This is a genomic window from Kordia antarctica (assembly GCF_009901525.1).
Classification (GTDB): domain Bacteria; phylum Bacteroidota; class Bacteroidia; order Flavobacteriales; family Flavobacteriaceae; genus Kordia; species Kordia antarctica.
Genome location: NZ_CP019288.1, coordinates 268,409 through 293,956, shown reverse-complemented (window position 1 = coordinate 293,956; position 25,548 = coordinate 268,409). Strand labels below are relative to the sequence as shown.

Annotated in this window: 23 protein-coding genes; 15 read left to right on the top strand and 8 right to left on the bottom strand. The window is 32.6% G+C overall.

The genetic code is table 11. The features are described 5' to 3' along the window. The first annotated feature begins 267 nt into the window (after nucleotides 1-267). The 5 genes from IMCC3317_RS01320 to IMCC3317_RS01300 all read left to right on the top strand — a co-directional run bounded on the left by IMCC3317_RS01320 (nucleotide 268) and on the right by IMCC3317_RS01300 (nucleotide 5,502). Nucleotides 268-2,679, top strand: coding sequence for an alpha-ketoacid dehydrogenase subunit alpha/beta (locus IMCC3317_RS01320; protein ID WP_160127709.1), 2,412 nt, complete (start codon nucleotides 268-270; stop codon nucleotides 2,677-2,679). 252 nt (nucleotides 2,680-2,931) lie between these two features. Next, complete coding sequence (locus IMCC3317_RS01315) at nucleotides 2,932-3,513, top strand: hypothetical protein (protein WP_160127708.1); 582 nt, start codon at nucleotides 2,932-2,934, stop codon at nucleotides 3,511-3,513. Between the two features lies 1 nt (nucleotide 3,514). Next, nucleotides 3,515-4,555: a DUF262 domain-containing protein gene (locus tag IMCC3317_RS01310; RefSeq protein ID WP_160127707.1), complete on the top strand. Its 1,041-nt coding sequence runs from the start codon at nucleotides 3,515-3,517 to the stop codon at nucleotides 4,553-4,555. A 197-nt stretch (nucleotides 4,556-4,752) separates the two neighbouring features. Further along, nucleotides 4,753-5,289 (top strand): DUF2975 domain-containing protein, encoded by a 537-nt coding sequence (locus IMCC3317_RS01305; protein WP_160127706.1) that lies wholly within the window; start codon nucleotides 4,753-4,755, stop codon nucleotides 5,287-5,289. Between the two features lie 3 nt (nucleotides 5,290-5,292). After that, the gene (locus tag IMCC3317_RS01300; protein ID WP_160127705.1) at nucleotides 5,293-5,502 is read left to right on the top strand and encodes a helix-turn-helix domain-containing protein; all 210 of its coding nucleotides are present in this window, start codon (nucleotides 5,293-5,295) and stop codon (nucleotides 5,500-5,502) included. Between the two features lie 269 nt (nucleotides 5,503-5,771). On the opposite strand, the gene IMCC3317_RS01295 is transcribed toward IMCC3317_RS01300, so the two are convergent. Further along, entirely contained in the window at nucleotides 5,772-5,993 is a 222-nt protein-coding gene (locus IMCC3317_RS01295; RefSeq protein WP_160127704.1) for a hypothetical protein, read from the bottom strand. Nucleotides 5,994-6,232: 239 nt separating this feature from the next. Between IMCC3317_RS01295 and IMCC3317_RS01290 the strand changes: the two genes are divergently transcribed. From IMCC3317_RS01290 to IMCC3317_RS01275, 4 genes are all read left to right on the top strand, one after another. Then, entirely contained in the window at nucleotides 6,233-7,402 is a 1,170-nt protein-coding gene (locus IMCC3317_RS01290; protein WP_228054904.1) for a helix-turn-helix domain-containing protein, read from the top strand. Nucleotides 7,403-7,552: 150 nt separating this feature from the next. Continuing rightward, nucleotides 7,553-7,984: a cbb3-type cytochrome c oxidase subunit I gene (locus tag IMCC3317_RS01285; protein ID WP_160127703.1), complete on the top strand. Its 432-nt coding sequence runs from the start codon at nucleotides 7,553-7,555 to the stop codon at nucleotides 7,982-7,984. Between the two features lie 338 nt (nucleotides 7,985-8,322). After that, a complete protein-coding gene (locus tag IMCC3317_RS01280) occupies nucleotides 8,323-9,216 on the top strand; it encodes a GIN domain-containing protein (protein ID WP_160127702.1) in 894 nt (297 codons plus the stop codon). 180 nt (nucleotides 9,217-9,396) lie between these two features. Further along, the gene (locus IMCC3317_RS01275) at nucleotides 9,397-11,007 is read left to right on the top strand and encodes a hypothetical protein (RefSeq protein WP_160127701.1); all 1,611 of its coding nucleotides are present in this window, start codon (nucleotides 9,397-9,399) and stop codon (nucleotides 11,005-11,007) included. A gap of 93 nt (nucleotides 11,008-11,100) precedes the next feature. On the opposite strand, the gene IMCC3317_RS01270 is transcribed toward IMCC3317_RS01275, so the two are convergent. The 4 genes from IMCC3317_RS01270 to IMCC3317_RS01255 form a co-directional block, all read right to left on the bottom strand. Beyond that, complete coding sequence (locus tag IMCC3317_RS01270; RefSeq protein ID WP_160127700.1) at nucleotides 11,101-11,730, bottom strand: YceI family protein; 630 nt, start codon at nucleotides 11,728-11,730, stop codon at nucleotides 11,101-11,103. 126 nt (nucleotides 11,731-11,856) lie between these two features. Beyond that, nucleotides 11,857-12,519 (bottom strand): YkgJ family cysteine cluster protein, encoded by a 663-nt coding sequence (locus IMCC3317_RS01265; protein ID WP_160127699.1) that lies wholly within the window; start codon nucleotides 12,517-12,519, stop codon nucleotides 11,857-11,859. 2 nt (nucleotides 12,520-12,521) lie between these two features. After that, nucleotides 12,522-13,124, bottom strand: a complete 603-nt coding sequence (locus tag IMCC3317_RS01260) for a hypothetical protein (protein WP_160127698.1) — start codon at nucleotides 13,122-13,124, stop codon at nucleotides 12,522-12,524. A 76-nt stretch (nucleotides 13,125-13,200) separates the two neighbouring features. Continuing rightward, complete coding sequence (locus tag IMCC3317_RS01255) at nucleotides 13,201-14,778, bottom strand: eCIS core domain-containing protein (RefSeq protein WP_160127697.1); 1,578 nt, start codon at nucleotides 14,776-14,778, stop codon at nucleotides 13,201-13,203. Nucleotides 14,779-14,949: 171 nt separating this feature from the next. Here IMCC3317_RS01255 and IMCC3317_RS01250 point away from each other — a divergent pair, with 171 nt between their 5' ends. Then, nucleotides 14,950-17,313 carry an AAA family ATPase gene (locus IMCC3317_RS01250; RefSeq protein ID WP_160127696.1) on the top strand — a complete coding sequence of 788 codons (2,364 nt, stop codon included), beginning with the start codon at nucleotides 14,950-14,952 and terminating at the stop codon, nucleotides 17,311-17,313. Beyond that, the gene (locus IMCC3317_RS01245; protein ID WP_160127695.1) at nucleotides 17,310-18,203 is read left to right on the top strand and encodes a retron system putative HNH endonuclease; all 894 of its coding nucleotides are present in this window, start codon (nucleotides 17,310-17,312) and stop codon (nucleotides 18,201-18,203) included. Before IMCC3317_RS01250 ends, IMCC3317_RS01245 begins: the two co-directional genes overlap by 4 nt. 208 nt (nucleotides 18,204-18,411) lie before the next feature. Here IMCC3317_RS01245 and holA read toward each other — a convergent pair whose 3' ends face one another. Continuing rightward, a complete protein-coding gene (gene holA / locus IMCC3317_RS01240; protein ID WP_160127694.1) occupies nucleotides 18,412-19,416 on the bottom strand; it encodes a DNA polymerase III subunit delta in 1,005 nt (334 codons plus the stop codon). A 59-nt stretch (nucleotides 19,417-19,475) separates the two neighbouring features. Between holA and IMCC3317_RS01235 the strand changes: the two genes are divergently transcribed. The 4 genes from IMCC3317_RS01235 (at nucleotide 19,476) to IMCC3317_RS01220 (ending at nucleotide 22,709) form a co-directional block, all read left to right on the top strand. Beyond that, a complete protein-coding gene (locus tag IMCC3317_RS01235) occupies nucleotides 19,476-19,922 on the top strand; it encodes a type I restriction enzyme HsdR N-terminal domain-containing protein (protein ID WP_160127693.1) in 447 nt (148 codons plus the stop codon). 132 nt (nucleotides 19,923-20,054) lie between these two features. Then, a complete protein-coding gene (locus tag IMCC3317_RS01230; RefSeq protein WP_160127692.1) occupies nucleotides 20,055-21,044 on the top strand; it encodes a glycosyltransferase family 2 protein in 990 nt (329 codons plus the stop codon). 78 nt (nucleotides 21,045-21,122) lie between these two features. Then, nucleotides 21,123-21,620: a hypothetical protein gene (locus IMCC3317_RS01225; protein ID WP_160127691.1), complete on the top strand. Its 498-nt coding sequence runs from the start codon at nucleotides 21,123-21,125 to the stop codon at nucleotides 21,618-21,620. 207 nt (nucleotides 21,621-21,827) lie between these two features. Then, a complete protein-coding gene (locus IMCC3317_RS01220) occupies nucleotides 21,828-22,709 on the top strand; it encodes an OmpA/MotB family protein (RefSeq protein ID WP_160127690.1) in 882 nt (293 codons plus the stop codon). A gap of 315 nt (nucleotides 22,710-23,024) precedes the next feature. Here the strand turns inward: IMCC3317_RS01220 and IMCC3317_RS01215 are convergent, their stop codons facing one another. Together IMCC3317_RS01215 and mltG are read right to left on the bottom strand one after the other, a co-directional pair. After that, the gene (locus tag IMCC3317_RS01215; protein ID WP_160127689.1) at nucleotides 23,025-24,488 is read right to left on the bottom strand and encodes an FAD-dependent oxidoreductase; all 1,464 of its coding nucleotides are present in this window, start codon (nucleotides 24,486-24,488) and stop codon (nucleotides 23,025-23,027) included. Next, on the bottom strand, nucleotides 24,488-25,543 hold the full coding sequence (mltG, locus tag IMCC3317_RS01210; RefSeq protein ID WP_160127688.1) for an endolytic transglycosylase MltG: 1,056 nt from the start codon (nucleotides 25,541-25,543) through the stop codon (nucleotides 24,488-24,490). Before mltG ends, IMCC3317_RS01215 begins: the two co-directional genes overlap by 1 nt. Nucleotides 25,544-25,548 lie beyond the last annotated feature (5 nt).

Genomic DNA, 25,548 nt, shown 5'->3' with positions numbered 1-25,548 from the left:
GTCAAATTTAATTAGCATGCAGTTTTATAGCTTTTCTACCAATAATTCATTGGCTTTTTTCTTTGTTTTGAACTTACTATATGAATGTAGAAAGTGAGCGTGAGAAATTAAACATTTATCAATCAAAAAGTTAATTTCTATTAAATATTGAATAAATCGCATTAAAAATTGCTTTTTTATGAATTATTTGCATCTTTTTAATACTTTTTGCTATTGCAAAATTGCTCGTTTTTTGTTAAATTTGCAATAAGTCAATTCACGAAATCTATGCAAGCAAAAGTTGAAAACACACAAGATATTTCATTCGATCAATTTAAAGAAGAAATCATTCAAGATTACACAACTGCGGTAATCAGTAGAGAATGCAGTCTTTTGGGTCGTAGAGAAGTCTTGACAGGAAAAGCCAAGTTTGGTATTTTCGGTGACGGAAAAGAAGTTCCGCAACTTGCTTTAGCGAAAGCTTTTCAAAATGGTGATTTTAGATCGGGTTATTACCGAGATCAAACATTTATGATGGCAATTGGCGAATTGAATATTCAACAATTTTTTGCAGGTTTGTATGCACATACAGACATTGAAGTAGAACCAATGTCGGCTGGAAGACAAATGGGCGGACATTTTGCTACACACAGTTTGGATAAAAATGGTGACTGGAAAAACTTAACACAACAAAAAAATTCAAGTGCAGACATCTCTCCTACTGCTGGACAAATGCCGCGATTGTTAGGTTTGGCGCAAGCATCTAAAATATATAGAAACGTTACAGGAATTGATGCCGAGAAATTCTCCGACAACGGAAACGAAATTGCTTGGGGAACGATTGGAAATGCAAGCACAAGTGAAGGTTTATTTTTTGAAACAATCAATGCAGCAGGCGTTTTGCAAGTTCCGATGGTGATGAGTGTTTGGGATGATGAATACGGAATTTCAGTGCATGCAAAATATCAAACTACGAAAGAAAATATTTCTGAAATTTTAAAAGGTTTTCAACGTACAGAAACTGAAAAAGGATATGAAATTTTTACCGTAAATGGTTGGGATTATCCTTCATTAATAGCAACGTATCAAAAAGCATCTGATATTGCGCGTGAAGAACACGTTCCTGTGTTAATTCATGTGCAACAAGTTACGCAACCACAAGGACATTCAACCTCTGGTTCGCACGAACGTTATAAAGATAAAGAGCGTTTGGCTTGGGAAGTAGAATATGATTGTAATGCACAAATGCGTAAGTGGATGATTGAAAACGGCATTGAAACGGAAGAAGTTTTGATTGCCTTAGAAAAAGATATTAAAAAGCGAGTTCGTGACGGAAAAAAAGCAGCTTGGTCAGCGTTTGTTGCGCCAATGAAGCAAGAACGTACAGAAGCTGTAAACTTACTAGAAAACTTAGCAAAGTCAAGTCCTAACAAGGTTTTTATAAATAAACTAAAAGAAGAATTGGCTGCGATTGTAGAACCAATTCGTAAAGAAATTGCAGGATTTACACGTAAAGGCTTGCGTTTGGTTATTGGAGAATCTTCTGCTGAAAAACAAGCATTAAGCAATTGGATCAAAGCATATTTTGAGAAAATTCAACCAAAATACAGTTCACATTTATATAGTGAATCTGACAAAAACGTGTTCAATATTGAAGCAAATGCACCAACTTACAATGACGATTCGGAAGAAGTTGATGCGCGTTTGATACTGAGAGAAAACTTTGACGCGCTCTTTTCAAAATATCCTGAAGTTTTAATTTTTGGAGAAGATGCAGGAAAAATTGGCGATGTTAATCAAGGTTTGGAAGGAATGCAAGAGAAATATGGCGAATTGCGTGTTTCTGATACAGGAATTCGGGAAGCTACGATTCTTGGACAAGGAATTGGAATGGCAATGCGTGGCTTGCGTCCGATTGCGGAAATTCAATATTTAGATTATTTATTATATGCATTACAAATCATGAGTGATGATTTGGCAACTTTACAATATAGAACTAAAGGAACGCAAAAAGCACCTGTAATTATTAGAACGCGCGGACATCGTTTGGAAGGAATTTGGCATTCTGGTTCGCCAATGGGCGCAATTATCAACTCCATTCGAGGAATTCATGTGCTAGTTCCAAGAAACATGACCAAAGCCGCAGGATTTTACAATACGTTACTTGAAAGTGACGAACCTGCATTAGTGATTGAATGTTTGAATGGATATCGTTTAAAAGAACAATTGCCAACTAATTTAGGAGAATTTAAAACACCTTTAGGCGTTGTAGAAACTATTAAAGAAGGAACAGATATGACAATTGTTTCGTATGGTTCTACTTTACGAATTATAGAACAAGCTGCAAAAGAATTGCAAGCTGTCGGAATTGATATCGAAATTATTGATTGTCAATCGTTATTGCCTTTTGATACGAATCATGATATTTTGAAAAGTGTTGCAAAGACAAATAGGTTGTTAGTGATTGACGAAGATGTTCCTGGTGGCGCGTCTGCATTCATTATACAAAACATTATAGACGACCAAGATGCATATCAACATTTGGATAGCAAACCGCAAACTTTAACTGCAAAAGCACACAGACCAGCTTATGGAACTGATGGCGATTATTTCTCAAAACCATCTGCAGAAGATATTTTTGAAAAAATTTATATGATGATGCATGAAGTGAATCCGACGGACTTTCCTGGGATTTACTAAGTGCTGAATTTATTTCAGCATCTCATGATCTATAATCGAAAGATTGTGTGATTCAGCATCTTATTAAAATTAGTACTTAAAACATACAAACGTTAGACTTCTTTTAGTTTGGCGTTTTTTTTGTATAAAAATATTAACATAGTTATTACTATTTTTATATTAATTAAAAATCGGTTAGATTTGTGGGAAATATTTACTGTATATTTAATATCTGTTTATTGTAAATACGTTAGCAACAATTAAAGAAAAACATTGAGAGAAAAATTTAAACATGACCTGATTGATAATGCTGCATCATTTATTTGTTCTAAATGGTTGTTAGATAGAACACCTTATATATTTGAAGATGACAGGATAAGATATATAAAATGGAAAGAATTACTAGCTAAAAAACTTCAAGTTGATAGTAAATCTATGGTCTTTACTGGAAGTTCAAGCTGTGGTTTTAGCTTAAATCCAAATAAAAATTATCGTGAGTTCAATGAAAAATCTGACATTGATATCGCCATAATCTCTGGATTTCATTTTGATGTCGCTTGGAAAACTTTGAGAAATTTAGGAACAAAGCGATTTGACCTAAACAACATTCAACAAAATAGTCTTAAAGAGCACGTAAATAGATTAATTTATTGGGGAACTATTGCAACTGATAAAATATTAGAAATACTTCCGTTTGGAAAAGAATGGTCATTTCATTTACTTGATATGGAAAAGGTTGACCCAATAAATAATAGAACAATAAATATTAGAATTTATAAAGATTATGAGTCTCTACGAGCTTATCACATAAACAACTTAACTAATTTAAGAACTCAACTTTACGAGAACGAATAATATGAAAAATTTTTTAAATACAACTAACTATAATGTAGCTTGGTTCAAAGGTGCATTTGATCGTGGAGAATTAGATATGAAACCACCTTTTCAAAGAAATCCAGTTTGGGTAACAAAACAAAAAAGCTATTTAATAGATAGTATATTAAATGAATATCCAATTCCTGAAATATACATGCAAGAAACTGTCGATGAGAAAGGAAAAGCAAAATATATTATTGTAGATGGACAACAAAGAACAAGAGCAGTTTTAGAATTTCTTGAAGGTAAGTATTGCATTAATGCAAAAGAAAGTCCAGATTTTGGGGATATGTATTTTGAAAATTTAACCACAGAACAAAAAAAGACATTTTTTCAATACAATTTTGTAATAAGAGTTTTGCCTGATATTCCTGACGCTCAATTAAGAGAAGTCTTTCAAAGATTGAATAAAAATGTAGTTTCTCTAAACAAACAAGAATTACGTCAAGCTACGTATTGGGGACCATTTATAAAAACCATGAATATACTATCTGATAAAGATTATTGGAGCAGGATTGATGTTTTCACAGCAAATGATATAAGAAGAATGTTAGATGTTGAATATATAAGTGAACTAGCAATATTTTACATGCACGGATTCCAGAATAAAAAGGATAATTTAGATAAGTATTACGCTTTATATGAAGAAGAATTTGAAAACAAGAAAGATGTAATTGAAGCTTTTGATACAGTGAATGGGGAGATTCTTAAAATTTTACCGGAAATTAATCGCACAAGATGGAGTAAGAAAGCTGATTATTATACATTATTTGGATTCTTTGTAAAACAAAAAGATGAACTTCCCCTTTCGAAAGATAAAAGAGAGTTTGCTAGAACTAAACTTTTAGAATTTGCTGAGGAGATTAATTATTTTGTAAAAACTGACAAAGGCGAAGAAGAAGCAGTCTATAATCAAGAAACAAAAGAATACGGAAGAGGAATTAGAGCAACTACAGATATTGGGAGTCGGAAAGTAAGAGAAAATGCTTTAAATATGAAACTCAATGGAATTTGGCAATAGATAACTATTTCCAATATCAGTAACCATTCCACAAACTCATAAAGAAACAAAATCAATACACAAAAAGCCCTTGTCAGGGCTTTTTTAAGTTTTCAATAATTGTCAATCACACATAATTTATCAATAAAAACAATTTATTTATCGTTTATCAATAAATATTTATCTATATTTGTGATCTAATTTAAACTCATCTACTAATGTCACAAACAAATAATTTCATATTCAATGGTCTAAAAATTGTTACTTGGATCATTTTCGTCGGCTTATGCATTGAAGCTGGCGCCTTGGTTGTAAATTTTATTTTCAGTCTGTATAATCCTGAATTTGTTCAAAAGTTATATCAAAAATTGGACTTAAGCGAAATGTATACTCAAAATCAATGGGCTTTTTACAGTATGTATAGTTTTATATTGTTCATCGCTGTGCTGAAAGCATATCTGTTTTATATAGTTATTGTATTGATTACCAAAATTGAGCTGTCAAATCCATTTAATAATTTTGTTTCGAAACAGATTTTACAAATTAGTTATTATACATTTTCAATTGGACTCATAAGTTATATAGCACGACAAAGCGCTAAAAATTTGCAACATTACAAATATAATATTGACGCACTTAATCAGTTTTGGGCGGACAGTCAAGCATTTATTTTAATGTCAGCAGTCATCTATGTTATTGCAATTATTTTTTCAAAAGGAGTTGAAAATCAAGAAGAACTAGACGAAACTGTATAAGCTATGGAAATTATTGTAAACTTGGATGTTATGATGGCGAAACGGAAAATGTCGCTCAACGAATTGGCAGAAATTGTAAATATCTCATTGGCAAATTTATCAAAACTAAAAACTGGTAAAGTGAAAGCAATCCGATTTAGTACATTAATGGCTGTTTGTGATGCGTTAGATTGTCAGCCTGGAGATATTTTGGAATTTTCTAAAGGAGAATGATATAAAAAAGATATTAGACCGCTTACTTCGATTTCACTCAGCACGAGCCGCTTTTGAAGTAAAAAATCAAGACTTAATTTTAGCTCTCTGATAAAAAAAAACGTTACTAAATACCATTTCTTTTGAAAGTAGTATTTAGTAACGTTACGCTACAACTTCATCTTCGTGAAGTAATTATGTATCTGTTAATGTTTTAGTTTTTGTGCGTTGCATCAAGAACCACGAAAGGTGTTTTGTAAACACATTTAACTTAATAAATGTAATTGTATTTACGAACTTGGTCTACCTTTCAATCGAATATCAATTCTTTTTTTCTTGACAGTTAAACGCTTCATAACATCCATTAACATTGTCGATTTTGTTTGCTTATAAATCTCGTTAATTGCTAAAATAAGTCGTTTTGCTTCTCTAGAAGCTGCCACTCTATCGCTAGTAGTCATGTGACTCATTTTGGCATTTTCAAAGATTGTTGCTTCTTCTAAAATGTCCATATCTATAATATATTTGTTTAAATTATATCAAATATAGTTAAACAGATCTTAATTAACAATTAATTACTATTGATAAACCTTATTTCAGCATAGATTTAACCTTTTGTTTACTTATAAATATAAATTTAGGTGCTCAAAATCTACCAAAACAAGGTCTCAAATCGTATCATGAGTCACTTTACACGTGGAAAAACTGAAAAAGTTCAGTAATTTTGAATTCAATATAAGGTATTCAATAAATGTTTCCAAATTTCAATATATACAGTACGCCACTATTAATTCTTGTCATACAAGGATTGATTTTAGTTGGATTATTGCTAAAAAGATATCTTGAAAAAAAGAACGCTTCTGACGCTATTTTGGCAATTCTGTTGCTCATTACTAGTTACCAGCAAATATGTTATACGATTGGATTCATGGGTTGGTATGACACATTTCGCAACACAAAAATAAATTATTTTCTCATTCCTGCGGCAACTGCGATTTCTCCGCTGATATATTTATATATCAAATCGATAACAAAATCGAATTTCAAATTTCAGAAAGTTCATAGCTATCATTTTGTGATTCCTATTAGTTTAATGATTTATCGTCTGGCAATTTTCACATATGATGCGTTGCAACCTGGATTCAACGAAACGCAAAATGGTGTCTTAAAACTTTCGTTAGATGAAGCAATTGTACTTCCCATACTAAATGTGTTAGATTTCTCTGTAACGCTGCTCTACCTTGCATTTACCATTCAATTATATATAAATTATCGTCAAAAAATAAAGCAATATTTTTCTAATATTTTTAAGCTGGAGCTGAATTGGATTCGGAACTTTCTCTTGGTTTTTTCATTACTATTTTTATACAGTTCCATACAAACATTTGTAGGCAGTTTACTAATAGATTTAGGTTATCAAGAACGTTGGTGGCTCAATTTGGCAATGGCAATTTGCACCATTTACGTTGGTTTGAAAGGTTATTTTACAGATACAACCAAACTCAACAAACTAGATGTTAGCTTTTCTCCAAAAGAAATCTCAATTCCTGAAGATACCAAAGAAGTCAAAAAAGAAATCGCAGAAACTTCCATTGAAGCAATTGCTGCGTTAATGGAAGAAGAAAAACCATATCTAAATCCTGATTTGAATTTATCCGAATTGGCAAAACAAGCAAATGTAACACGCGGACAATTATCTGAAATCATCAACAATGGTTTTCAGATGAATTTCAATGATTTCGTGAATTCATATCGCGTAAATGAATTTAAAAGTATGCTAAAAGAAGGCAAACACAAACAACTTTCCTTACTCGGAATTGCCTATGAATGCGGATTTAACAGTAAAGCAACCTTTAACAGAGTATTCAAAAAATTGACAAGCTTCTCTCCTACGCAATATTTGCAATCGCAAAGAAATTAAGACGTCTCAAATCGTGAAATAGTGTTTTTTCTTATGAAAATTTTATATTGATTTTAAATTTCATTCAATTATTTCCTACATGAGATAAATTAATAAAAATAACGACTTAACTTAGTTCAAAATTGATCGTTTATCTTAACCACAATCTACATGAACTTATTAATTAAAAAACCTCACATCATTTTTCTTGTATTTGCAATCATCGCTTTTAGTGTTGGATTCAATGCAGATGGAGGAATTGATATAAATATCCACGACACTTATTTCGTCATAAGTAACTATCATCTTACAACGTTGATTTCAATATTCTTCGGAATAATTGGTAGTATTTATTGGATTATGGAAAAAGTGAATCGAAAACTATCCAAACGATTAAACCTGATTCACATTATACTCACTTTTGGTGGAATTTTCCTAATTATAATTTTGAATGAATTCTTCAGAAAGTCAGTTATGGAATATCGTTTCAATGAAAACCTTACTACAGCAATTTACTTCATTGCAGTAATTGTAATTCTTGGTCAACTTATCTTTCCGATAAATGTAATTAGTGGATTCCTAAAAAAGCAGAATTCAGTCTAACACTTCGATTCCGCTCAGTGTCCACATTCGAAGATCAAAATTTTAGTTTAAAAGTTGAAAGGTTTATAAGTTTATAAGTTTATAAGTTTAACAAACGATAAATAATTCACATACTAAAATACCAAGAGCGTAAGCGATACCAACAATCCAAGAGCGTAGCGATACTAAAGGCGAAGCCGTTTCAAAAAGCGAAGCGAGTCTAAAAATCTAAAAGCAAAGCGAGTCCAAAAAAAGCCGTCTCAAATCGTAGCATAAGTCTTCTCAATACGTTATAAGTCGTGATTCGGTGTTTCATGTTGCAAATTTGTATCAAACAAAACGATATAAATTCTAACATCATGAAAAAATTACTACTACTACTTTTACTGATCGGATTCTCAGGAATGGCGCAAACCAAAGGAAATAAGAAAATTATAACGCGAACATTTCCATTAGAAAACGTTCAAAGAATTAAGATTAATTTTTATGCGAAAGTCACGATAGATCAATCTGCAAAAGAAGGCATGACAATTACTACGGACGAAAATCTTTTTGATTTGATTGATACAGAATTGGTTGGAAACACCTTGCATTTAGATCAGAAAGAATGGATTCAGCCTTCTCAAAAAGCAATTATTACGATTGGTGCGCCAAATATTCGGCATGTAGAAACAGGAACGCACGATGTTACAAAAATCATCAATGTAGACAACGAGTATTTGCAATTGACTTCTCCTATTGGAACAGTTATTTTGGAACGAAAAACTAAAGAATTACGTTTAGGAATCGAATTAGCTAGCGTAGATGCTTCAAAATTAATTGCAGAAAATGCGTTTATAAATATTTGGAGTTGGGGAAATGCAAAAGTAAACGTTACCAATATGCTGCATGCAGAAGTGAGCAATAGCGGGAAATTAATCTATGTAAATTCGCCAAAAAATATTCAAAAGAAAACGAAGAATGATGGACAAATTGTAAGTCTTGCAGCAAATGAAACTATTAAAAATCCTGATGCGGAATGGATTCATTTTAAAATAAAAAATAATAACTCTAATAGGAATCATTTTTTTGTAGTTGGTCCAAAAAAAGACGGTACAAAGTTCAGTTATGGCTTTCCTATGATGCCAAATGCAGTCCGAAAAGAAAATTGGACAGTTGGCACTAAAATATACAAAACCAATAGTTTAGGGATTCGAAACCTATTAATTACCATTAAAAAAGAAGACGCTGATACGACTGTAAAATTATTCTAAACACTGCGTATTTTTGTAAAAAACAAGCTTAAAACGTTTCTTTTTTGTTCTCTAGGAGAAGAAAATCAAAAAGAAAATTTAAAAATGTAATTCAGTCCTAAACCTAAAAATTAGTATCTTTAACGCGCTACGTTTTACATAAAAATCGTTGTGTTTTATACAAAGAAACCTTTTACATATATGTTAGATTGGATTAAGAATTTACTTGAAAATAAACAGAAATTAGAAGTTACTGAATGGAAAACTAACACTTCTATTTTGCAGTTTTTAAGTGATAATATAAATGCTAATGGTACGCTGAACGAGACTGCCGACAGTTTACCTGATGAAAAAAAATCTGAAGAAAGCGGAATTCGGTTTGCGCCAGGTTTAATGGATTCCATGTTTGGAGCGGATGAATCTGATGAATCCAGAGAAAAAATAAAAGAACTTTCAAAACTTATAAAAACAATCGCAAAAAAAGGTGATGAAGGAAGTAAATCGGAGTTCTATAAAATCCTAACTGAAAGTGATGGCGTTATTGGAATTATAGATGAATTTCTTGAAGAAATAGTCAATCAATCGTTACCGATAGATCCATATCTTTTCAGCTTTGCTAAAGATTTAGCAACAAAAACAAGTCATCGAAATAGTGTCAAAATTGGAATTGCTATTTTAGGTCTTTGCCAGAAAAAATCAGTCATCAATGAAATTAAAATACTTGGTTTACATGATGAATTTACGGTTTTTTCAATGGTTGCGCTGTCTAATTTATCAGATAATATAGTTGAAGATTTATGGGAATTGGCTACTAAAGTTGATGGTTGGGGGAAAATTCAACTTGTAGATAGAATAGCGCACATGGAATTGTCCGAAGAACTAAAAGATTGGCTACTTCTTGAAGGCTACAAAAATAGCATCATGATTGAATATTTGGCGTATACATGTGCTGTAAATGGAGAATTACATATAAAGCTTCAACGTGAAAAAATAGATGTCAAACTATTCAAAGCTACTGGAGAAATTATTCAAGCATTACTTTCCGATGGACCAGCAGAAGATATTTCTGACTACGAATTCGCGCCTGAAACCGTTGAAAACTTCATCAGACATGGAAAAACGCATGTAAAAGATATTACGGATTTTATCACATTAAATGCTATTAAAGATTTTCTTATAGAACTTCAAGAAGATCTTGGAGAGCATAAAAAAAATGGTTGGAATCAAAATATTATTTCAAATTGTTTGATAGATATTAATGAAAATTTAAAAAATAAAGACTGGAAAGAACAAGCTGAAATCGCATTAAAAAGCGATGATTCTGTTTTATACTGGAATGGAAAACAAGCTGCCGAAAAACTCGGTATTGAATTATGGGATGTTGTTTGGAATAAACTGCAAAAGAATTCTTTGGATAGTTTAGCTTGGTATGATGTTACCACGTATGCGAAAGAAGAAAACGTAGATGAAATCATTGATTTTGCAAAAAATAATCTTCCGTTAGAAGAATTAGGATCTGGTCCGAGAGATTGGATGGGATTGGGTGAAGATTATCAAAAGCATTCTTCATTTGGTTTTGTGATCACATTTTTGGAAAACTATCCGGCAAAAGGAGCAGCACTTATTCTTGTTGGGTTGGATAGTCCGGTAACTAGTAATAGAAATGCAACACTCAGCGTTTTGGCTACTTGGAAACTTGAAAATTGGTCAAACGAAATTACACAAAAGGTGAATCGTTTAAAAGAAATTGAACCCAATGAAGACACAAAAAAGAATATTGAGCGACTTTTAGAAGGATTGGAGCTTGAGTGAATGATATTGTAGTATTTTTGGTTTTTCTGTTTAAAGAAACACGCTGTATAAACTCGAAAGCCTTATTCAATTTCTACTTCAATCCATACGAACTTAAGGCATTGTAATTTTCATATTCATATGCATCAATTTCGTAGGAACGTTGTCCGATGTGCCATTAACAATCTTATCATAATCAATTCCCCAATCGAACAAATTCATTTGACCTTCCAACACAAGTGAACTTGCCATTGCCTCTTTTGGATCTCTAATTCCTGTTACAAAAAACTTTACATCTTTTTCGATTCCTTTAATCGAAAGTTTACCGTTAACTTGATACCAATCCAATCCCATAGTATACACATCAGTAGATCTAAAGGTGATTTTTTCATTATTCATACTAATAAATAAATCAGGTGTTTTAATTTTTGCTGTTAAGTCGTCATTTGCACAAACATTAAATGAATTAGGATCTACATCAAACGAAATTTTCATATTTTCTAAAGGATTTCCCAAGTCGTTTCGTTTGGAATAAGTTACTTTCAAATCATTTACAACACCACTAAACGGTGTGCTACAATGTCCATGTGTTACAAACAAATTAATAGTCTGATTTTCTTTATTTTCTAATACTTTAACGTCTTCGTTTTTTTCATTCGTTACAGTGTTGTTAGTATAACTACTAGAAACCACTATAATTCCCAATGCAACAAATGAAAGTACAATATATTTGAATTTATTCATGATGCTAAATTTAATGTTTCTACGAATATATGGCGAGTTTAGCGTTACATATGTCAATGAATTGTGAAAAAAGTGTCAAAAAATATGTAAAGCTTGTTAATAAACAGGTTGCTTGTGTTTGAATCATTAACTTTTCGCTTTATATTCAATCGTAGCTTCTGGAATCATATAGATACCTTGTAACTGAACTTTTCGTTCTTGTAGGTTATTCTCAATCCATTCAGAGTTTAATTCCATCTTATCAAAATTTTTCCAAATACGTTCATCGCCTGCACAACTGTATTTTCTACAGACTTTTGGACGATCATCATAAATAGAACAACATTGTTTATTTTCGTTTAAATGTGTACAATATCCTGTTGATTTTTGTCGAATATAATATGGTTGTCCTAAATCCCACTTCGATTTTCCATCTTCTATTTCATCTACCGAAAGTGCAAAACTGAGTTTACAACACACACCTTTGCAAATATGCATGCGCTCATCACAATTGACAGGAATAAAAACATCTTTCTTTTCTTTTCCATCAACTCTAATCGCAATTCCTGCGTGAAAATGTTCTTTATGTTCAACGGTTTCTTTTCGTACTTTTTGAACAACTTCTTCAAGCTTTTCTTTATTTACTTTTCCGTCATCGATTAATGTATCAATCAAACCATATAAGAAAGACTCAATTTCGTTGATGCGTTCTGCCTGATTACTCAGCGAACTATGCGCAAAATAGCCTGAACGTTCTAATTGACGTTCCAGTTCTTCCACTATTTCTCGGTCTTGATTTAATGCGTCCATACTTATTCGTTTGCTAAAATTTCTTTTAATCGTTCAATTTCTGCGTCTCTTTGATCAAAATCTTGATAAAACGTAATTGGAATGTTTTTAATTTTAGAAATGTAAAATGCTGCGAAATCTTTTACTCGGTATTGGTATGAGTTTCCAATGGTTGCTTCTTCGCTTCCATCATAGAAAATTTTATCATTTTTATTATCTAATAAATTTGATAAAGATAGCACTGCCTTATCTCCTAAAGACACATAAAAGCTGCCTAATTTCCCTAAATCATCTTCTTCATATAATAATCCCCACAAGTTTCCAACAACCCCAAAAAAATGTGGATTATCTGTAGCACTGTTTGATAGCGCATAGGCGTATGATTTTGCTATCAAAGAATGATACTTAGAATTTATTTTTACATCATAATGTCTTAACAACTCGACGGTTAAAAATCTAGAAAAATCTGAAGTTTTTTCTGAATATGCGATAATTTTCAATTCTTGTTCGTTAGCTCCAAAATTCCATATTTCTTTATCTGTAACTTCCAAATCAGTTAGAAATAAGGATCTATAGCCTAATTCTCTTATCCTTTTCTCAAGTATATTATCAAATTGTTCATTCATTTTTTTCGATTCATTTTTTTCACATGCAAACACTATAATTAGTAGTAAGCATACTAAGCTTTTCGCTTTATTACTTTTATATATAACTTGCATCTTTATTAACTAAACTTCGAGATACATAACCTCTTATTAGATTTCCAGACATTACAGCTGCTCTACCATGACTATTTAATATAATTCCAGGCTGAGTTTTATCTAACTGTACATGTAACCAATTGGATGAATCATTTAATACCGTCAATGTAGCACCTCTAGGTATATCTGCTAAAATTTGAGAAGCTACCGACTTTCCTGTTCTCAATGCTGCCAATGGTGTGTTATGAATCGTAGCTGGCCATTGAACTGGTAAATCTAGTGTATCTGCTCCTGCAGAGTTCTTCGAGTTATTCCAAATTTTAGCTGCTTTCATAAAGGTTGGACTTGGTAACTCCTTAGTTAATACTTTAAATGGAATTATAGAATGTAAGCCCTTAGCATTTGTTTTCCAGCCCCATCTGACTGATCCATAATATGTACCTTCATGGTTTCCTTTAATTGCTAATGCTGTTGTTTCAAAAATTTGAGAAGAGTTGCTACTCATATTTACACTTCCCACACTTGGAGCATCAGATAATATAGCCGCCTTATTTTTATGGGTTCCTCCAGCATCCGTATAATTATACCCTAACTGATATGTTGCATTCGAAGTTGGGTCAAGTTTAGTCAATCCTACTTTAGTTGGGTTTGCCGTTGTATTATTATCCAATGGAGTATCTTTTAATGTTTCTCCTGCATTCATAATTCTAGACCCATATATAGGATTATTTCTAGCTTTCAGCCTGTCAATATGTGTACCTTCGTTAGATACTCCTTGATCTGGTAGATTCGTCGCATCACCACTCTGAATTGCATGCCCTTTATAAAAATTATCTGAGTTTAAATAAAAAGGAGTCCCGTTATTAATGGCATGATGTGTTTGAGTTAAACCTATTAATTCCGCATCAACAGTATTTTTAGGTTCAAAACGTAATATAATATCTAAACCTCTGCGCCCTCCAGCGCCTGAGGTTAAAGCATAAGTATCATCATAAAACTTACCAAAATTTGTTTCTTGCATTGCCATCTGAACCACATTACTTTTAGCTTGTGCAGTTCGTAACGAACTTCTAATTCCTAAACTAGATGATCTGTATTTTGAAACCGCTTCTCCTCTAGCCGCTTTCTGACCAAAGTTATCTGCCTCGCTTTCCAAACCTTTATTATCATTTATAGCAACACCTTTTTGCAATACTTTCGTAGGTTTTACAACTCCTGCGCGTTGTTGTGCAACGTGTGTAAACTCATGTCCAATTAAGTTTTTTCCTGAAGTTGAACTTGGATTAAATTCGCCTGGCGCAAAATGAACTTGTTCACCTTGTGTAAAAGCACGTGCATTCATTTGAACCGCTTTTTCTGAGTTTGTATGAATTCCTACATTTGAGAAATCGTGCCCAAGGGAACTTTCCATGTTGGATTGTAATTTACTTGGTAAGCTCTTATTTGATTTTCCTGAAGATTTTGGTGGCGTAAAACTATCTTGTGCGCCTTTAGGTTTTACAAACGACTTTCCTTCTTTTCGTTGTATAATCTGGTTTGTTCCTTTCTCATCTTTAGCATTTACTTTTTTCCCTTTCATAAGATACTTTTTATATGCTGATGCAAAAAACAACAACGATACAATGTATTGTTTTCTTGAAGATTATGGTAGGGGAAAAACCCCGTATTTTACATAAACTCTTTTATTTTCTCTCAATTTTCACGTACTTTATGTGATTCTAATAAAAAAACCTTCTAAAAACTATCTATTTTGATCAAAATTGACAGACATATAATTGCAAAACCCGCCTATTTTCATTCCAAAGAATATGAAAGTTTGCAACAAGAAATTAATGACTTTTATAAACTGAACAAAAGCTCACGCGCGCAACGTTCGTATAATGTCAATTACTTTCCTGATGAAGTAATTAATGAATTGATGAAACTATTTGATCACAAATGTGCCTTTTGTGAATCGCACTTAGCGGGAACAAAATCGGGTTATGAATCCTACTTGAGTCGTTTTCGTCCAAGTAACAATGCACAAGGTTTTGATAGCAAAGAAATTGACTACGATCATTATTGGTGGCTAACGTATGAATGGGGAAACCTATATGCTACGTGTCATAGTTGCAGTCGATTCAAGTCAAATGTATTTCCTGTGGAAGGAAAAAGAGCGGCAATTGAAACCAATATTGAAGTAATTTCAGAGAAAGAAGATGCGTACTTAATTGATCCTTGCGTAGATGATCCGAGTCAATTTTTCACGTTTAATTTCGGTACTGGTGAAATTATGCCTTTAGAATTAAAAAATATTTCTTTCTTTTCAAAAATAAAATTCTCGCCAGTTATTGGCGAAATGGTCAAGCAAAAAGCAGAAGCAACGATTCAGATATTAGGATTGAACCGAAAAGATTTGGTAAACGAGCGACAAAATATTGTTGACGACACCAAAAAAGAAATTGAAGGTTTACGAAAAGGCATCAAAAATTCGCATGCAATTGCCGAAGAATGGAATGAAGTCTTAAAAGGAACTTCCAAAAAAAACCATCTGGCATTCCGAAAAGCATTAATTGATTATTATTTAGAAGATAAAAAACTATTTAGTATTCTGTCTAATTTTACAGATCAAATACAATCTTATTACGATCAACAACAGCAACAAATACAACAGCAGCAACAGCAACAGCAGCAACAGCAGCAAGGACAAATAAAAGGCTTTAATCTAAATATTCCTGATGATACATTAGAAAGCATCAGTCCAAGTAATATAGTAAAACCAACTCCTGAAAGTCCTAAAAAAACGACTTCAAAAAAGAAAGACGATACCTTTTATGCGAGTATTCTCAAAAATATATATCTAGATAAAATTGTATTACATAACTTTAAATGTTTCTCCGACTTAACACTTCAAATACCTGATTATGCAGAAGATACAACTTCCGAACCTTGGCTCGTATTTCTAGGAGAAAATGGCGTTGGAAAAAGTTCTGTTTTAAAAGCCATCGCGCTTGCATTAATGGGACAAACGTATTTGGACAAGCTCGGTATCACTGTTGACGATTTACTCAAATACGATGAAACAAGCGGTTTTATTCAAGTATATGGAAAAGGAAGTGATGAATTTTTTGAAATTAAATTCAACAATAAAGACAATAAAATAATCGCTAGTATTGAAAAACCGCCAGCATTTATTATTGGCTACGGCTCTACCCGATTATTACCAATTGGAAATTTGCAACCTGAGAAAAATCATCCAAGTTATTTAAAGGTAAAAAACCTGTTTGATGCTTCTATTTCATTATCAAATGCAAAAGAATGGTTTTTAAATAGCAAACAAAAAACGTTCGATCAAGTTGCAAAAACTCTGAAAAGTCTCTTGTTATTGGACGATTTAGATTCCATTGAGCGAAATGTGAAGAAAAAACAAATCTTCATCAAATATGATAAAACAAAAGATAATATAGATATTAATCATTTAAGCGATGGTTACAAATCCATATTTGCCGTTGCAATTGATATGATTTATACACTTTCGCAAGAAAATGTAGTGTATGAATTGGCAGAAGGAATTGTACTCATCGACGAAATTGGCACACACTTACATCCACGATGGAAAATGGAAATTGTAGAACGCTTGCGCAAAACATTTCCTAAAATTCAATTCATTATTACCACACATGAACCTTTATGTTTACGAGGTTTAAAGGAAAATGAAGTTGTGGTTTTGAAACGTGACGAAGAAAATGCAATCATTGCAATTAGCGATTTACCAAATCCGAGTAGTTTGCGAATTGATCAATTACTAACCTCTGAATTTTTTGGATTGAATAGCACGATGGATTCCAAAACAGAAAAAGAATTTGAGCGCTATTACGAATTGCTCGCTATTGATGAATCGAAACGCACAAAAGGCGAAAAAAACGAAGTTAAAGCGTTACAAAAAATACTACCACAAAAGAAACGTTTAGGAAAAGATGCGCGTGAAGACTTAATGTATCACGCTATTGATGAGTTACTTGCCAAGAAAATGAAAAGCAAAAAGCTCAAAATTGATGACGATAACATAAAGAAAGAAACCATACTCAAAGTACAAGATATTTGGAAAAATATATCCGCAAAAAATAAATTATGATTTTCATAGATAGAAATTTGGTGACAATTCCAAAAATCCTTGAAAATGGAAGTGTCAAATCAAAAAAAGAATTAAAAGAAGTAATCGAACACTTTACAGGTTTAGATAAGCTTAAAACGTATAAAAAATTTAAAGTTTACCGAGATTCATCTGTAAAAAAGAAGTTGATAAAAATGGGAAAAGGCAAATGCGCCTATTGCGAAAGTACATTTTTAAAAACGTATGTTGGTGATATTGAGCATTTTCGTCCTAAAGGAGAAATAGAAGAATTAAAAGCTTCAGGCGACTCAAAACCAGGTTATTATTGGTTGGCAGCGAGTTGGGATAATCTATTATTATCCTGCAGAAACTGTAATCAAAAGTCAAAACAATCTACCTTAAATGTGGAAGAAGCAAAAAGTATGGGAAAAATGAATCAGTTTCCTTTATTTGATGAAGCAAAAAGAGCAAGATCTCATGATACTGATTTGAAAGAAGAAGAAAAAGTACGTTTATTGCTCAATCCGTGTAAAGAAAATCCAGAAGATTATTTCAAATATTATATCAATTCTGGCGTGATGAAACCTAGAAAACGAAAAAAATTTTTAAAACAACGTGCATTGTCATCAATCAAGGTATTTGCGCTGCAACGTGTTTTGTTAGTGCAAGAACGTGAGAAAAAAGCTATTCTTATCAGCGCGCAAATGCAACGCGTAGAAGAAGCATTATTTAATTTTAATGATTTCATAAACGATCCAATTCGCTCTAAGCGATTCTCGGAAGTATTACAACGAGAATTAGTAGTTATTCAAGATTTCTTAAAACCCGAAGAAGAATATTTAGGCTTAGCACGACAAATGATTGGTATGTTTTTGAAGAAAAATTTTCAAATAGACATTAATGCAGCTTGATGAAATGATGTATCAATTTGAAAATTTGAAGATGTATTAATTTGAAAATTACTATTCAGTTTCAATGAAAATTGAGCAAAGCGAAACAAAAGAATAAAGAATAAAGAATAAAGAAAGTTGAGCAAAGCGAAACACAATAACAAGATAAAACCTTAAATTTTTGAACCTTGAATCCTTGAATTGAGCGCAGCGATTAAGCGTAGCGAACCTAGTTCATAATTCGCACCAATAACTCTTTCAACAAATCTCCATTTGGTAAATTACTTGCGCCAACACCTTTACTTTTTACGTCCATTTCCCGTAACGTTGCAATAATTCCGCTGACTTTTTTCATTGGATAATTGCGTGCGGCAGCTTGATATTCTTTCACAAAATACGGGTTAATTCGAAGTATCGAAGCCACATTTCGCGGTGTTTGATCCAGTAAACCATGATATTGCAACAATTGCGAGAAGAAATTAAACAACAACGAAACCGTTACAACCGTAGGATTATCTTTTGGGTTTTCAGCGAAGTACGTGATAATTCGGAATGCTTTTACAACATCTCTATCGCCAATTGCTTTTCGCAACTCAAAATTGTTATAATCTTTACTAATTCCGATGTTTTCTTCAATCAGAATTGGTGTGATTTCACTTCCTTTTGGTAAAATTAACTGTAGTTTTTCGAGTTCATTATTGATTTTACTCAAATTCGTTCCCAAAAACTCTACCAACATTTGCGCGGCTTTCGGCGTAATACTATATTTCTTTCCTGCCAAAACTCTGCGAATCCAATCGGCAACTTGATTCTCGTATAATTTCTTGCTTTCATACATCACGCCATTTTTCGCTGTGACTTTATAAAGCTTCTTACGTTTATCAATCTTTTTGTATTTATAACAAATGACCAAAACCGTAGAAGGTTGCGGATTTTCAATATACGGAGCAAGTTTTTCAATAGTTCGTGACAAATCTTGCGCTTCTTTCACAATAACCACTTGTCGTTCCGCCATCATCGGATAGCGTTTGGCATTCGCTACAATATCATCAATCGTAACATCGCGTCCGTACAAAACCATTTGGTTGAAACTTTTTTCTTCCTCAGCAAGTACTTTTTCTTCAATATATTCGGCAATTTTATCAATATAATAAGCTTCTTCGCCCATTAAAAAATAAACAGGTTTGATGTTTCCCTTTTGTATATCGATGACAATTTGTTTAGCTTCTTCCATTGTTCAGACAAATGCGGAATTGTATTGGTTTTCGATGCACGAATCATTAGTTTTGTGCTATGGAACTCTTAAATTTTCCAAAATATACTTTCCGCTTCAAAAATAGGGAAAATAAAATCTATATTTTTGATGCGATTCGGAAAAAGTTTGTGGTCTTAACTCCTGAAGAATGGGTTCGACAACATACAGTGCAATTTCTAATTCAAGAAAAAAACTATCCGATAAGCTTAATTAATGTTGAGAAAGAACTCATATTCAATGATTTAAAGAGACGTTATGACATTGTAATTTTCAATTCTGACGGAAGTATTTTTTTAGTTGTTGAATGTAAACGAAGTGCAATTGCCATCAAACAAAACACATTTGACCAAATTGCACGCTATAATATGGTATTGGAAGCGCAATATTTAATGGTTACAAACGGTTTGAATCATTTTTATTGCACCATGGATTATGAAGCGAAAAAGTATGATTTTTTGAGAGAATTACCTGATTATCAGTTGTGAGTTGTGAGTTGTGAGTTGTGAGTTGTGAGTTGTGAGAAAAATATTTTAATTAATAACCAAACGTCATTTCGAGTGAAATTCTGAAAGAATTTTGTATCGAGAAATTTCAAATTTAGCATTTATAATTTCAAAATGAAAATTGCCATTATCATACTAAATTGGAACGGAAAACAGTTATTAGAACAGTTTTTGCCTTCTGTGATTGCATTTTCGCGAGAAGCAACAATTTATGTGGCTGACAATGCGTCTTCCGACGATTCTGTACAATATGTAAAAAATCATTTTCCGAATGTGAGAATCATTCAAAATGCTGAAAATGGAGGATATGCAAAAGGTTATAATGATTCATTACCACAAGTTGAAGAAGCAATTTTTTGTTTGTTAAATTCAGATATTGAAGTCACCGAAAATTGGCTTGCTCCCATTCTACCCGAATTTGAATCGAATCCTCAAACTGCGATTATTCAACCAAAAATTTTAGACTTTAAACAAAAAACACATTTTGAATATGCTGGCGCGGCTGGCGGGTTTGTTGACAAATATGGTTATCCATTTTGTCGCGGACGAATTTTTCACACCTTAGAAAAAGATACCAATCAATACAATGACAATGCAACTATTTTTTGGGCTTCTGGCGCGTGTTTTTTCATTCGAAAGGACGTTTTTCACGAATTAAATGGTTTTGATGAAGACTTTTTTGCGCATCAAGAAGAAATCGATTTATGTTGGCGCGCATTTAACTTAGGTTATAAAACAAAATATATTTCTGAATGTGTGGTGTTTCACGTTGGTGGCGCAACATTGAATAGTACAAATCCTAAGAAAACGTATTTGAATTTTAGAAATTCATTATGCATGCTTGCGAAGAATCTTCCGAAAGGAAAATTAATTCCAATTATAGTTTCACGCTTATTTTTAGATGGAATTGCCGCAATTCAGTTTCTTGCAAAATTACAATTCAAGCATTTCGTTGCGGTTTTGAAAGCACATTTTCACTTTTATGCACGATTGCCTAAAATGTTGAAAAAACGTGGAGAAAGTCAACAATCAGCATACTTCCAAGAGAAATCAATTGTGTATTCTTATTTCTTAAAGGGAAAGAAAACGTATTCGGAGTTGTAATTTGTTTTTTTTGCACTGTTGTCATTCCTGCGCAGGCAAGAATCCATGATGAATTTTGAATAAATAATAGTGAACTAAATGAAAATAGTAATTCAAGTTTTTTTGATGGTCGTTTTTGCAAATTCAGTATTTGCTCAAAACCCCGTTATTATTGAAGTGAAGAAAAAGGATCGGCGGGTAATTGAGAGAAAAAAAAATAACGAAAAACGAAACCTATTTGTTAACCGTCATGTTGATTCTCTAAATAATTTTAAAGTTACTGATAGCTGTGTGTTACCAGATTTTTTTACTAATTCAAATTTTGATCAACAATATGGAGGTCAATTTATGCAGGGAATACATGGTAGAATTTCATTGAGAAAGTTTATTATTGACAAACTAACAAATTACAACTTACTGTTGTATGTGGTAAAAAGTAAAGATAAAAGAATTAAGAAAAAGTATAAAGGAAAGGCGAAAAGATTTTATTTGGATTATAGCAAAATTCCCTTTGAACAATACAGTACTTTCGAATTAGTAGATATGAGACTAGATGAGTTGGACAATGAACAAAATGCTGGAATAAAAAATAATTGAAATCGTACTAAACAATATCAATAAAATAATACCGTTAAGTATCGAATTGTCTACCATTTTGGCAATAAAAAATACTGTTTTCTGAAATGTTAAAAAAACTTGTCATTATAGTTCTAAAACTTTGTTAATACTTGTTAAGTGACTCGCTTTTTTAATACTTTTGAGTAAAATTTGAAAAAACCGTTTTAACATATAAAATTAAGATTTATGAAGAAAATACTTTTCCTGACAGTAACGCTGTCCATTTTAGTATCATCGTGTGTTTCTAAGAAAGAGTTTATAGCTTTAGAAGCAAGACACAAAGAGACCAAAGATTTATTAAATTCCGCAACTGTAAAATTAAATTCTTGTTTGGAAGAAAAAGCATCTTCTTCTGCAAGAGCAAATGCATTACAAGATCAGGTTGTAGATTTGAGAAAAGCAAACAGTGATTTAAAGGAAAACACTCAAAGTTTGATTCAAAACACAAGAGATATGACTGTTTTGACAACGAAAGGTGCTGAAAACCTTGAGAAATCATTGGAAAGCATGAAAGAGAAAGATTTGAAAATTTCACGTTTGCAAGATGCACTGAACAAAAAAGACAGTGTAACCTTAGCAATTGTTTCTAGCTTGAAAAAAGCCGTTGGAATTGATGATCCAGATATTGAAATCAACGTTGAAAAAGGCGTTGTATTTATCTCAATTGCTGATAAATTATTATTTACAAGCGGAAGCTACAACGTAACTACAAGAGCGAAAGAAGTATTAGCAAAAGTAGCGAAAGTTGTAAACAGCAAGCCCGATTTTGAATGCATGGTGGAAGGTCACACAGACAACGTTCCATATAACAAAGGTGTTTTGATTGACAACTGGGATTTAAGTGTAAAACGATCTACTTCAATTATTCGTGTATTGCAAGAATTGGGTGTAAACCCAAGTCAATTAATTGCGGCTGGAAGAAGTCATTATGTTCCATTGGTGGAAAACGATACCGCAGCTAACAAAGCGATAAACAGACGTACGCGTATTGTTGTATTGCCAAAAATTGATCAGTTCTATGAAATGATTGAAAAAGAAATGAAAAGTCTTTCTGCGGAAGGAAAGTAATCTAAAATTAAAATTATTGAAAAGAGCGTTCAAATTGATTTGGACGCTCTTTTTTTGTTTTAAATCTAATTGAAAATTTATTTCTGCCACGAATTCACTAATTATTTTTAGTTGAGTTATCGGTATAAATTACAAAGTTACGCTAGTGAAAGGCTAAAATTCTAAGAGCATTAGCGATTCTAATAATCTAAGAGCGAAGCATATCTAAGAATTCGAGCCATGCTAGAACAAGTTTAAACAAAATTGTTCTAGCGGTGTGTCGTCAAAACCTTGAATTATTGAATCATTGAATTTTTGAATTGAGCGAAAGCGATACTAAACCGAAATACTCTGCGGATGCTGAATGCGATTCTCAGGATCTAATTGTTGCTTTATTTTTTTTAATTCAGGAAGATACTTTCCGTAATATGAAGTTTCAAAATCTTTAAAATTAATATCAGGATAATTGCGATAATGCGCGCGAATTCCATGTTTGTAAAAACGATCTTGCACGGTTTGAAACGCTTCTAGTCTACTCGCTTCTTGCGAAGGTTTATCCCAATACGATTGTAATTCTGACAAATACGGATAGCTTCTGTGTGGAAATACCGAACGTTTTTCTGAGGAAGCCGAATTTATATTTCCACCAAGCGTATTCACTTGATAAATCAATCCTCTTGTTGAAATTACTTTGGAAATAACATCATCCAAACAACCTTCAATTTCAGCGAAATCTTTGTACAATCCTGCGCAAGCATTTTTAAAATACAACGGAGTTTGTACGCCATAAAATGTTTTTAACGCTCTTGCTAAAGGTCTTTTGCTTCCAATAGTTGCTTTATCTGAAATTTCTTTGAGCGCATTGTACATTTCTAATACGCCTTTATTGTCGTCAGCGTAATTTGTAATCAAAACCGTCAATGTTTTTCCGTTCAATACAAATGCCGCAAAAGCAGTATTTGGCAATTTTTTGGTATATGTAAACCAAGTTTCTAGTAATTTTTTTGCTCTGTCAGTTGTGAGTTTATACGCTTTACATCGATACGCTTGAAAAAATATTGGTGCTTGGTAGGTTCTAAATTTCATTTTAGTAACAACACCAAAATTTCCGTTTCCTCCACCTTTACAGGCTTTTAAAATAGCAGAAGTTCCACTTTCGTGATGAATGTTTCCTTTTCCATCTACCAAAGTAATTGCTTCTAAACTATCGCACGTTAAGCCATATTTACGACTAAAAAAGCCGTATCCGCCACCTAATGTCAAACCTGCAATTCCAACAGTTGCACACGAACCTGAAGGCAAAATTCGCTGTTTTGGTAATAGTTCGTTGTACAATTCTTTCAAAATACAACCTGTTTCCACAGTCAAACTATGATCTGGATTCCATTGCATTTTTTTCATGGAAGAAACGTCAACAACCAAACCGTCGTTGGTACTTGAAAATCCTTCAAAGCTATGTCCGCCACTTTTGACGACAACTTTTAAATCTTTAGAATTTGCAAATTTTATAGCATCTACAACACCTTGTGTGCTGAAACATTGCGCAATAAACGTTGGTGCTTGCTGAATTCGTTTGTTAAATCGAATTGCTAAATCTTGATATTCTGCATCCGCTTTTTGGTAGAGTTTTATGTTTTCTGGAAGCAATTCAGGCATTGTTGGAACTTCTTCTTTTTCAATTTCTTTTTCAGAAGATGTTCCTTTTTGCTGTTTTGCATCATTTGCACATGACCAAACTGTATAACCGATTCCGCCTAATAAAATTAATTTTGAAAAGTCTCTTCGATTATAATTTGCCATTAGCGATAAATATTTCGTTCGTTTAGTGCTTTATGGTATTTCGCGGCGTTTCTTTCATGCTGACGATTTGTTTTGGCAAAATTGGAATATCCAGAAAAATCTTCTTTTGCACAGAAAAAGATATACTCGTGCTTTTCATAATTCAAAACTGCATCAATATATTGCACCGATGGAATATAAATTGGTCCTGGCGGCAATCCTAAATTTTTATAGGTATTGTATGGAGAATCGAGTTCTTTATCTTTATTTAAAATTCTTTTGATTTCAAAATCGCCCAAAACCCACTTTAATGTCGGATCTGCATCTAGCGGAATTCCTCTGCGAAGTCTGTTCACATAAACGCCTGCAATTGTTGGTGCTTCGTCCATTTTAATGGTTTCACAAACCACAATGGAAGCCAATGTTGAAACTTCTGCTTGTGATAAACCAAGTTCTTTTGCTTTCGCTTTGCGTTCTGCTGTCCAAAAACGTTTGTATTCTTTGGCTAATTTGGCAAGTAAATCATCTGCAGAAATATCCCAATATACATTATATGTATTCGGAATAAACATTGTATTTATGGTTGTTGGCGTAAATCCGAACTTGCTGGTGTAGTTTTCGTCTGTAATTAGTTTAAGAATGTCGTCGGCAGTCAACTCAATAGTAATCGCAATTTTTTCCGCCAATTCTTTCTTTGTTCGCGCGTTGTTGAACGTAACTTGCGTTTCTTGTTCGCCATTTCCTTGACGTAAATCTTCAAGCACTTTGCTGTACGTTACATCTTTTGGAAACGTATATTTTCCAGCTTCAAGCGTTTCTTGTTTCAAATTACGAAAAGCGGCATATGCTTTAAATTTTTCAACATCAGCAACAATTCCTTTTACTTTTAAACTATCTAAAACTTCGGCAAACGTTGCACCAGATGACACATAAAAATTCGTGTCTTCAGTAATAGAAACCGTTTTATTTCCGTAGAAATACATAGATGCTTTTGGATATACAAATACAGATGCAATTCCTATAATTACAGCCATAATTATTGTCACAACTGCTATTTTACTACTTTTTTTATTCATAAATA

Coding starts and splice junctions, on each gene's coding strand:
- IMCC3317_RS01320 (WP_160127709.1), top strand. CDS start 268: ATGCAAGCAAAAGTTGAAAACACACAAGATATTTCATTCGATCAATTT.
- IMCC3317_RS01310 (WP_160127707.1), top strand. CDS start 3,515: ATGAAAAATTTTTTAAATACAACTAACTATAATGTAGCTTGGTTCAAA.
- IMCC3317_RS01305 (WP_160127706.1), top strand. CDS start 4,753: ATGTCACAAACAAATAATTTCATATTCAATGGTCTAAAAATTGTTACT.
- IMCC3317_RS01300 (WP_160127705.1), top strand. CDS start 5,293: ATGGAAATTATTGTAAACTTGGATGTTATGATGGCGAAACGGAAAATG.
- IMCC3317_RS01295 (WP_160127704.1), bottom strand. CDS start 5,993: ATGGACATTTTAGAAGAAGCAACAATCTTTGAAAATGCCAAAATGAGT.
- IMCC3317_RS01290 (WP_228054904.1), top strand. CDS start 6,233: ATGTTTCCAAATTTCAATATATACAGTACGCCACTATTAATTCTTGTC.
- IMCC3317_RS01285 (WP_160127703.1), top strand. CDS start 7,553: ATGAACTTATTAATTAAAAAACCTCACATCATTTTTCTTGTATTTGCA.
- IMCC3317_RS01280 (WP_160127702.1), top strand. CDS start 8,323: ATGAAAAAATTACTACTACTACTTTTACTGATCGGATTCTCAGGAATG.
- IMCC3317_RS01275 (WP_160127701.1), top strand. CDS start 9,397: ATGTTAGATTGGATTAAGAATTTACTTGAAAATAAACAGAAATTAGAA.
- IMCC3317_RS01270 (WP_160127700.1), bottom strand. CDS start 11,730: ATGAATAAATTCAAATATATTGTACTTTCATTTGTTGCATTGGGAATT.
- IMCC3317_RS01265 (WP_160127699.1), bottom strand. CDS start 12,519: ATGGACGCATTAAATCAAGACCGAGAAATAGTGGAAGAACTGGAACGT.
- IMCC3317_RS01260 (WP_160127698.1), bottom strand. CDS start 13,124: ATGAATGAACAATTTGATAATATACTTGAGAAAAGGATAAGAGAATTA.
- IMCC3317_RS01255 (WP_160127697.1), bottom strand. CDS start 14,778: ATGAAAGGGAAAAAAGTAAATGCTAAAGATGAGAAAGGAACAAACCAG.
- IMCC3317_RS01245 (WP_160127695.1), top strand. CDS start 17,310: ATGATTTTCATAGATAGAAATTTGGTGACAATTCCAAAAATCCTTGAA.
- holA (WP_160127694.1), bottom strand. CDS start 19,416: ATGGAAGAAGCTAAACAAATTGTCATCGATATACAAAAGGGAAACATC.
- IMCC3317_RS01235 (WP_160127693.1), top strand. CDS start 19,476: ATGGAACTCTTAAATTTTCCAAAATATACTTTCCGCTTCAAAAATAGG.
- IMCC3317_RS01230 (WP_160127692.1), top strand. CDS start 20,055: ATGAAAATTGCCATTATCATACTAAATTGGAACGGAAAACAGTTATTA.
- IMCC3317_RS01225 (WP_160127691.1), top strand. CDS start 21,123: ATGAAAATAGTAATTCAAGTTTTTTTGATGGTCGTTTTTGCAAATTCA.
- IMCC3317_RS01220 (WP_160127690.1), top strand. CDS start 21,828: ATGAAGAAAATACTTTTCCTGACAGTAACGCTGTCCATTTTAGTATCA.
- IMCC3317_RS01215 (WP_160127689.1), bottom strand. CDS start 24,488: ATGGCAAATTATAATCGAAGAGACTTTTCAAAATTAATTTTATTAGGC.
- mltG (WP_160127688.1), bottom strand. CDS start 25,543: ATGAATAAAAAAAGTAGTAAAATAGCAGTTGTGACAATAATTATGGCT.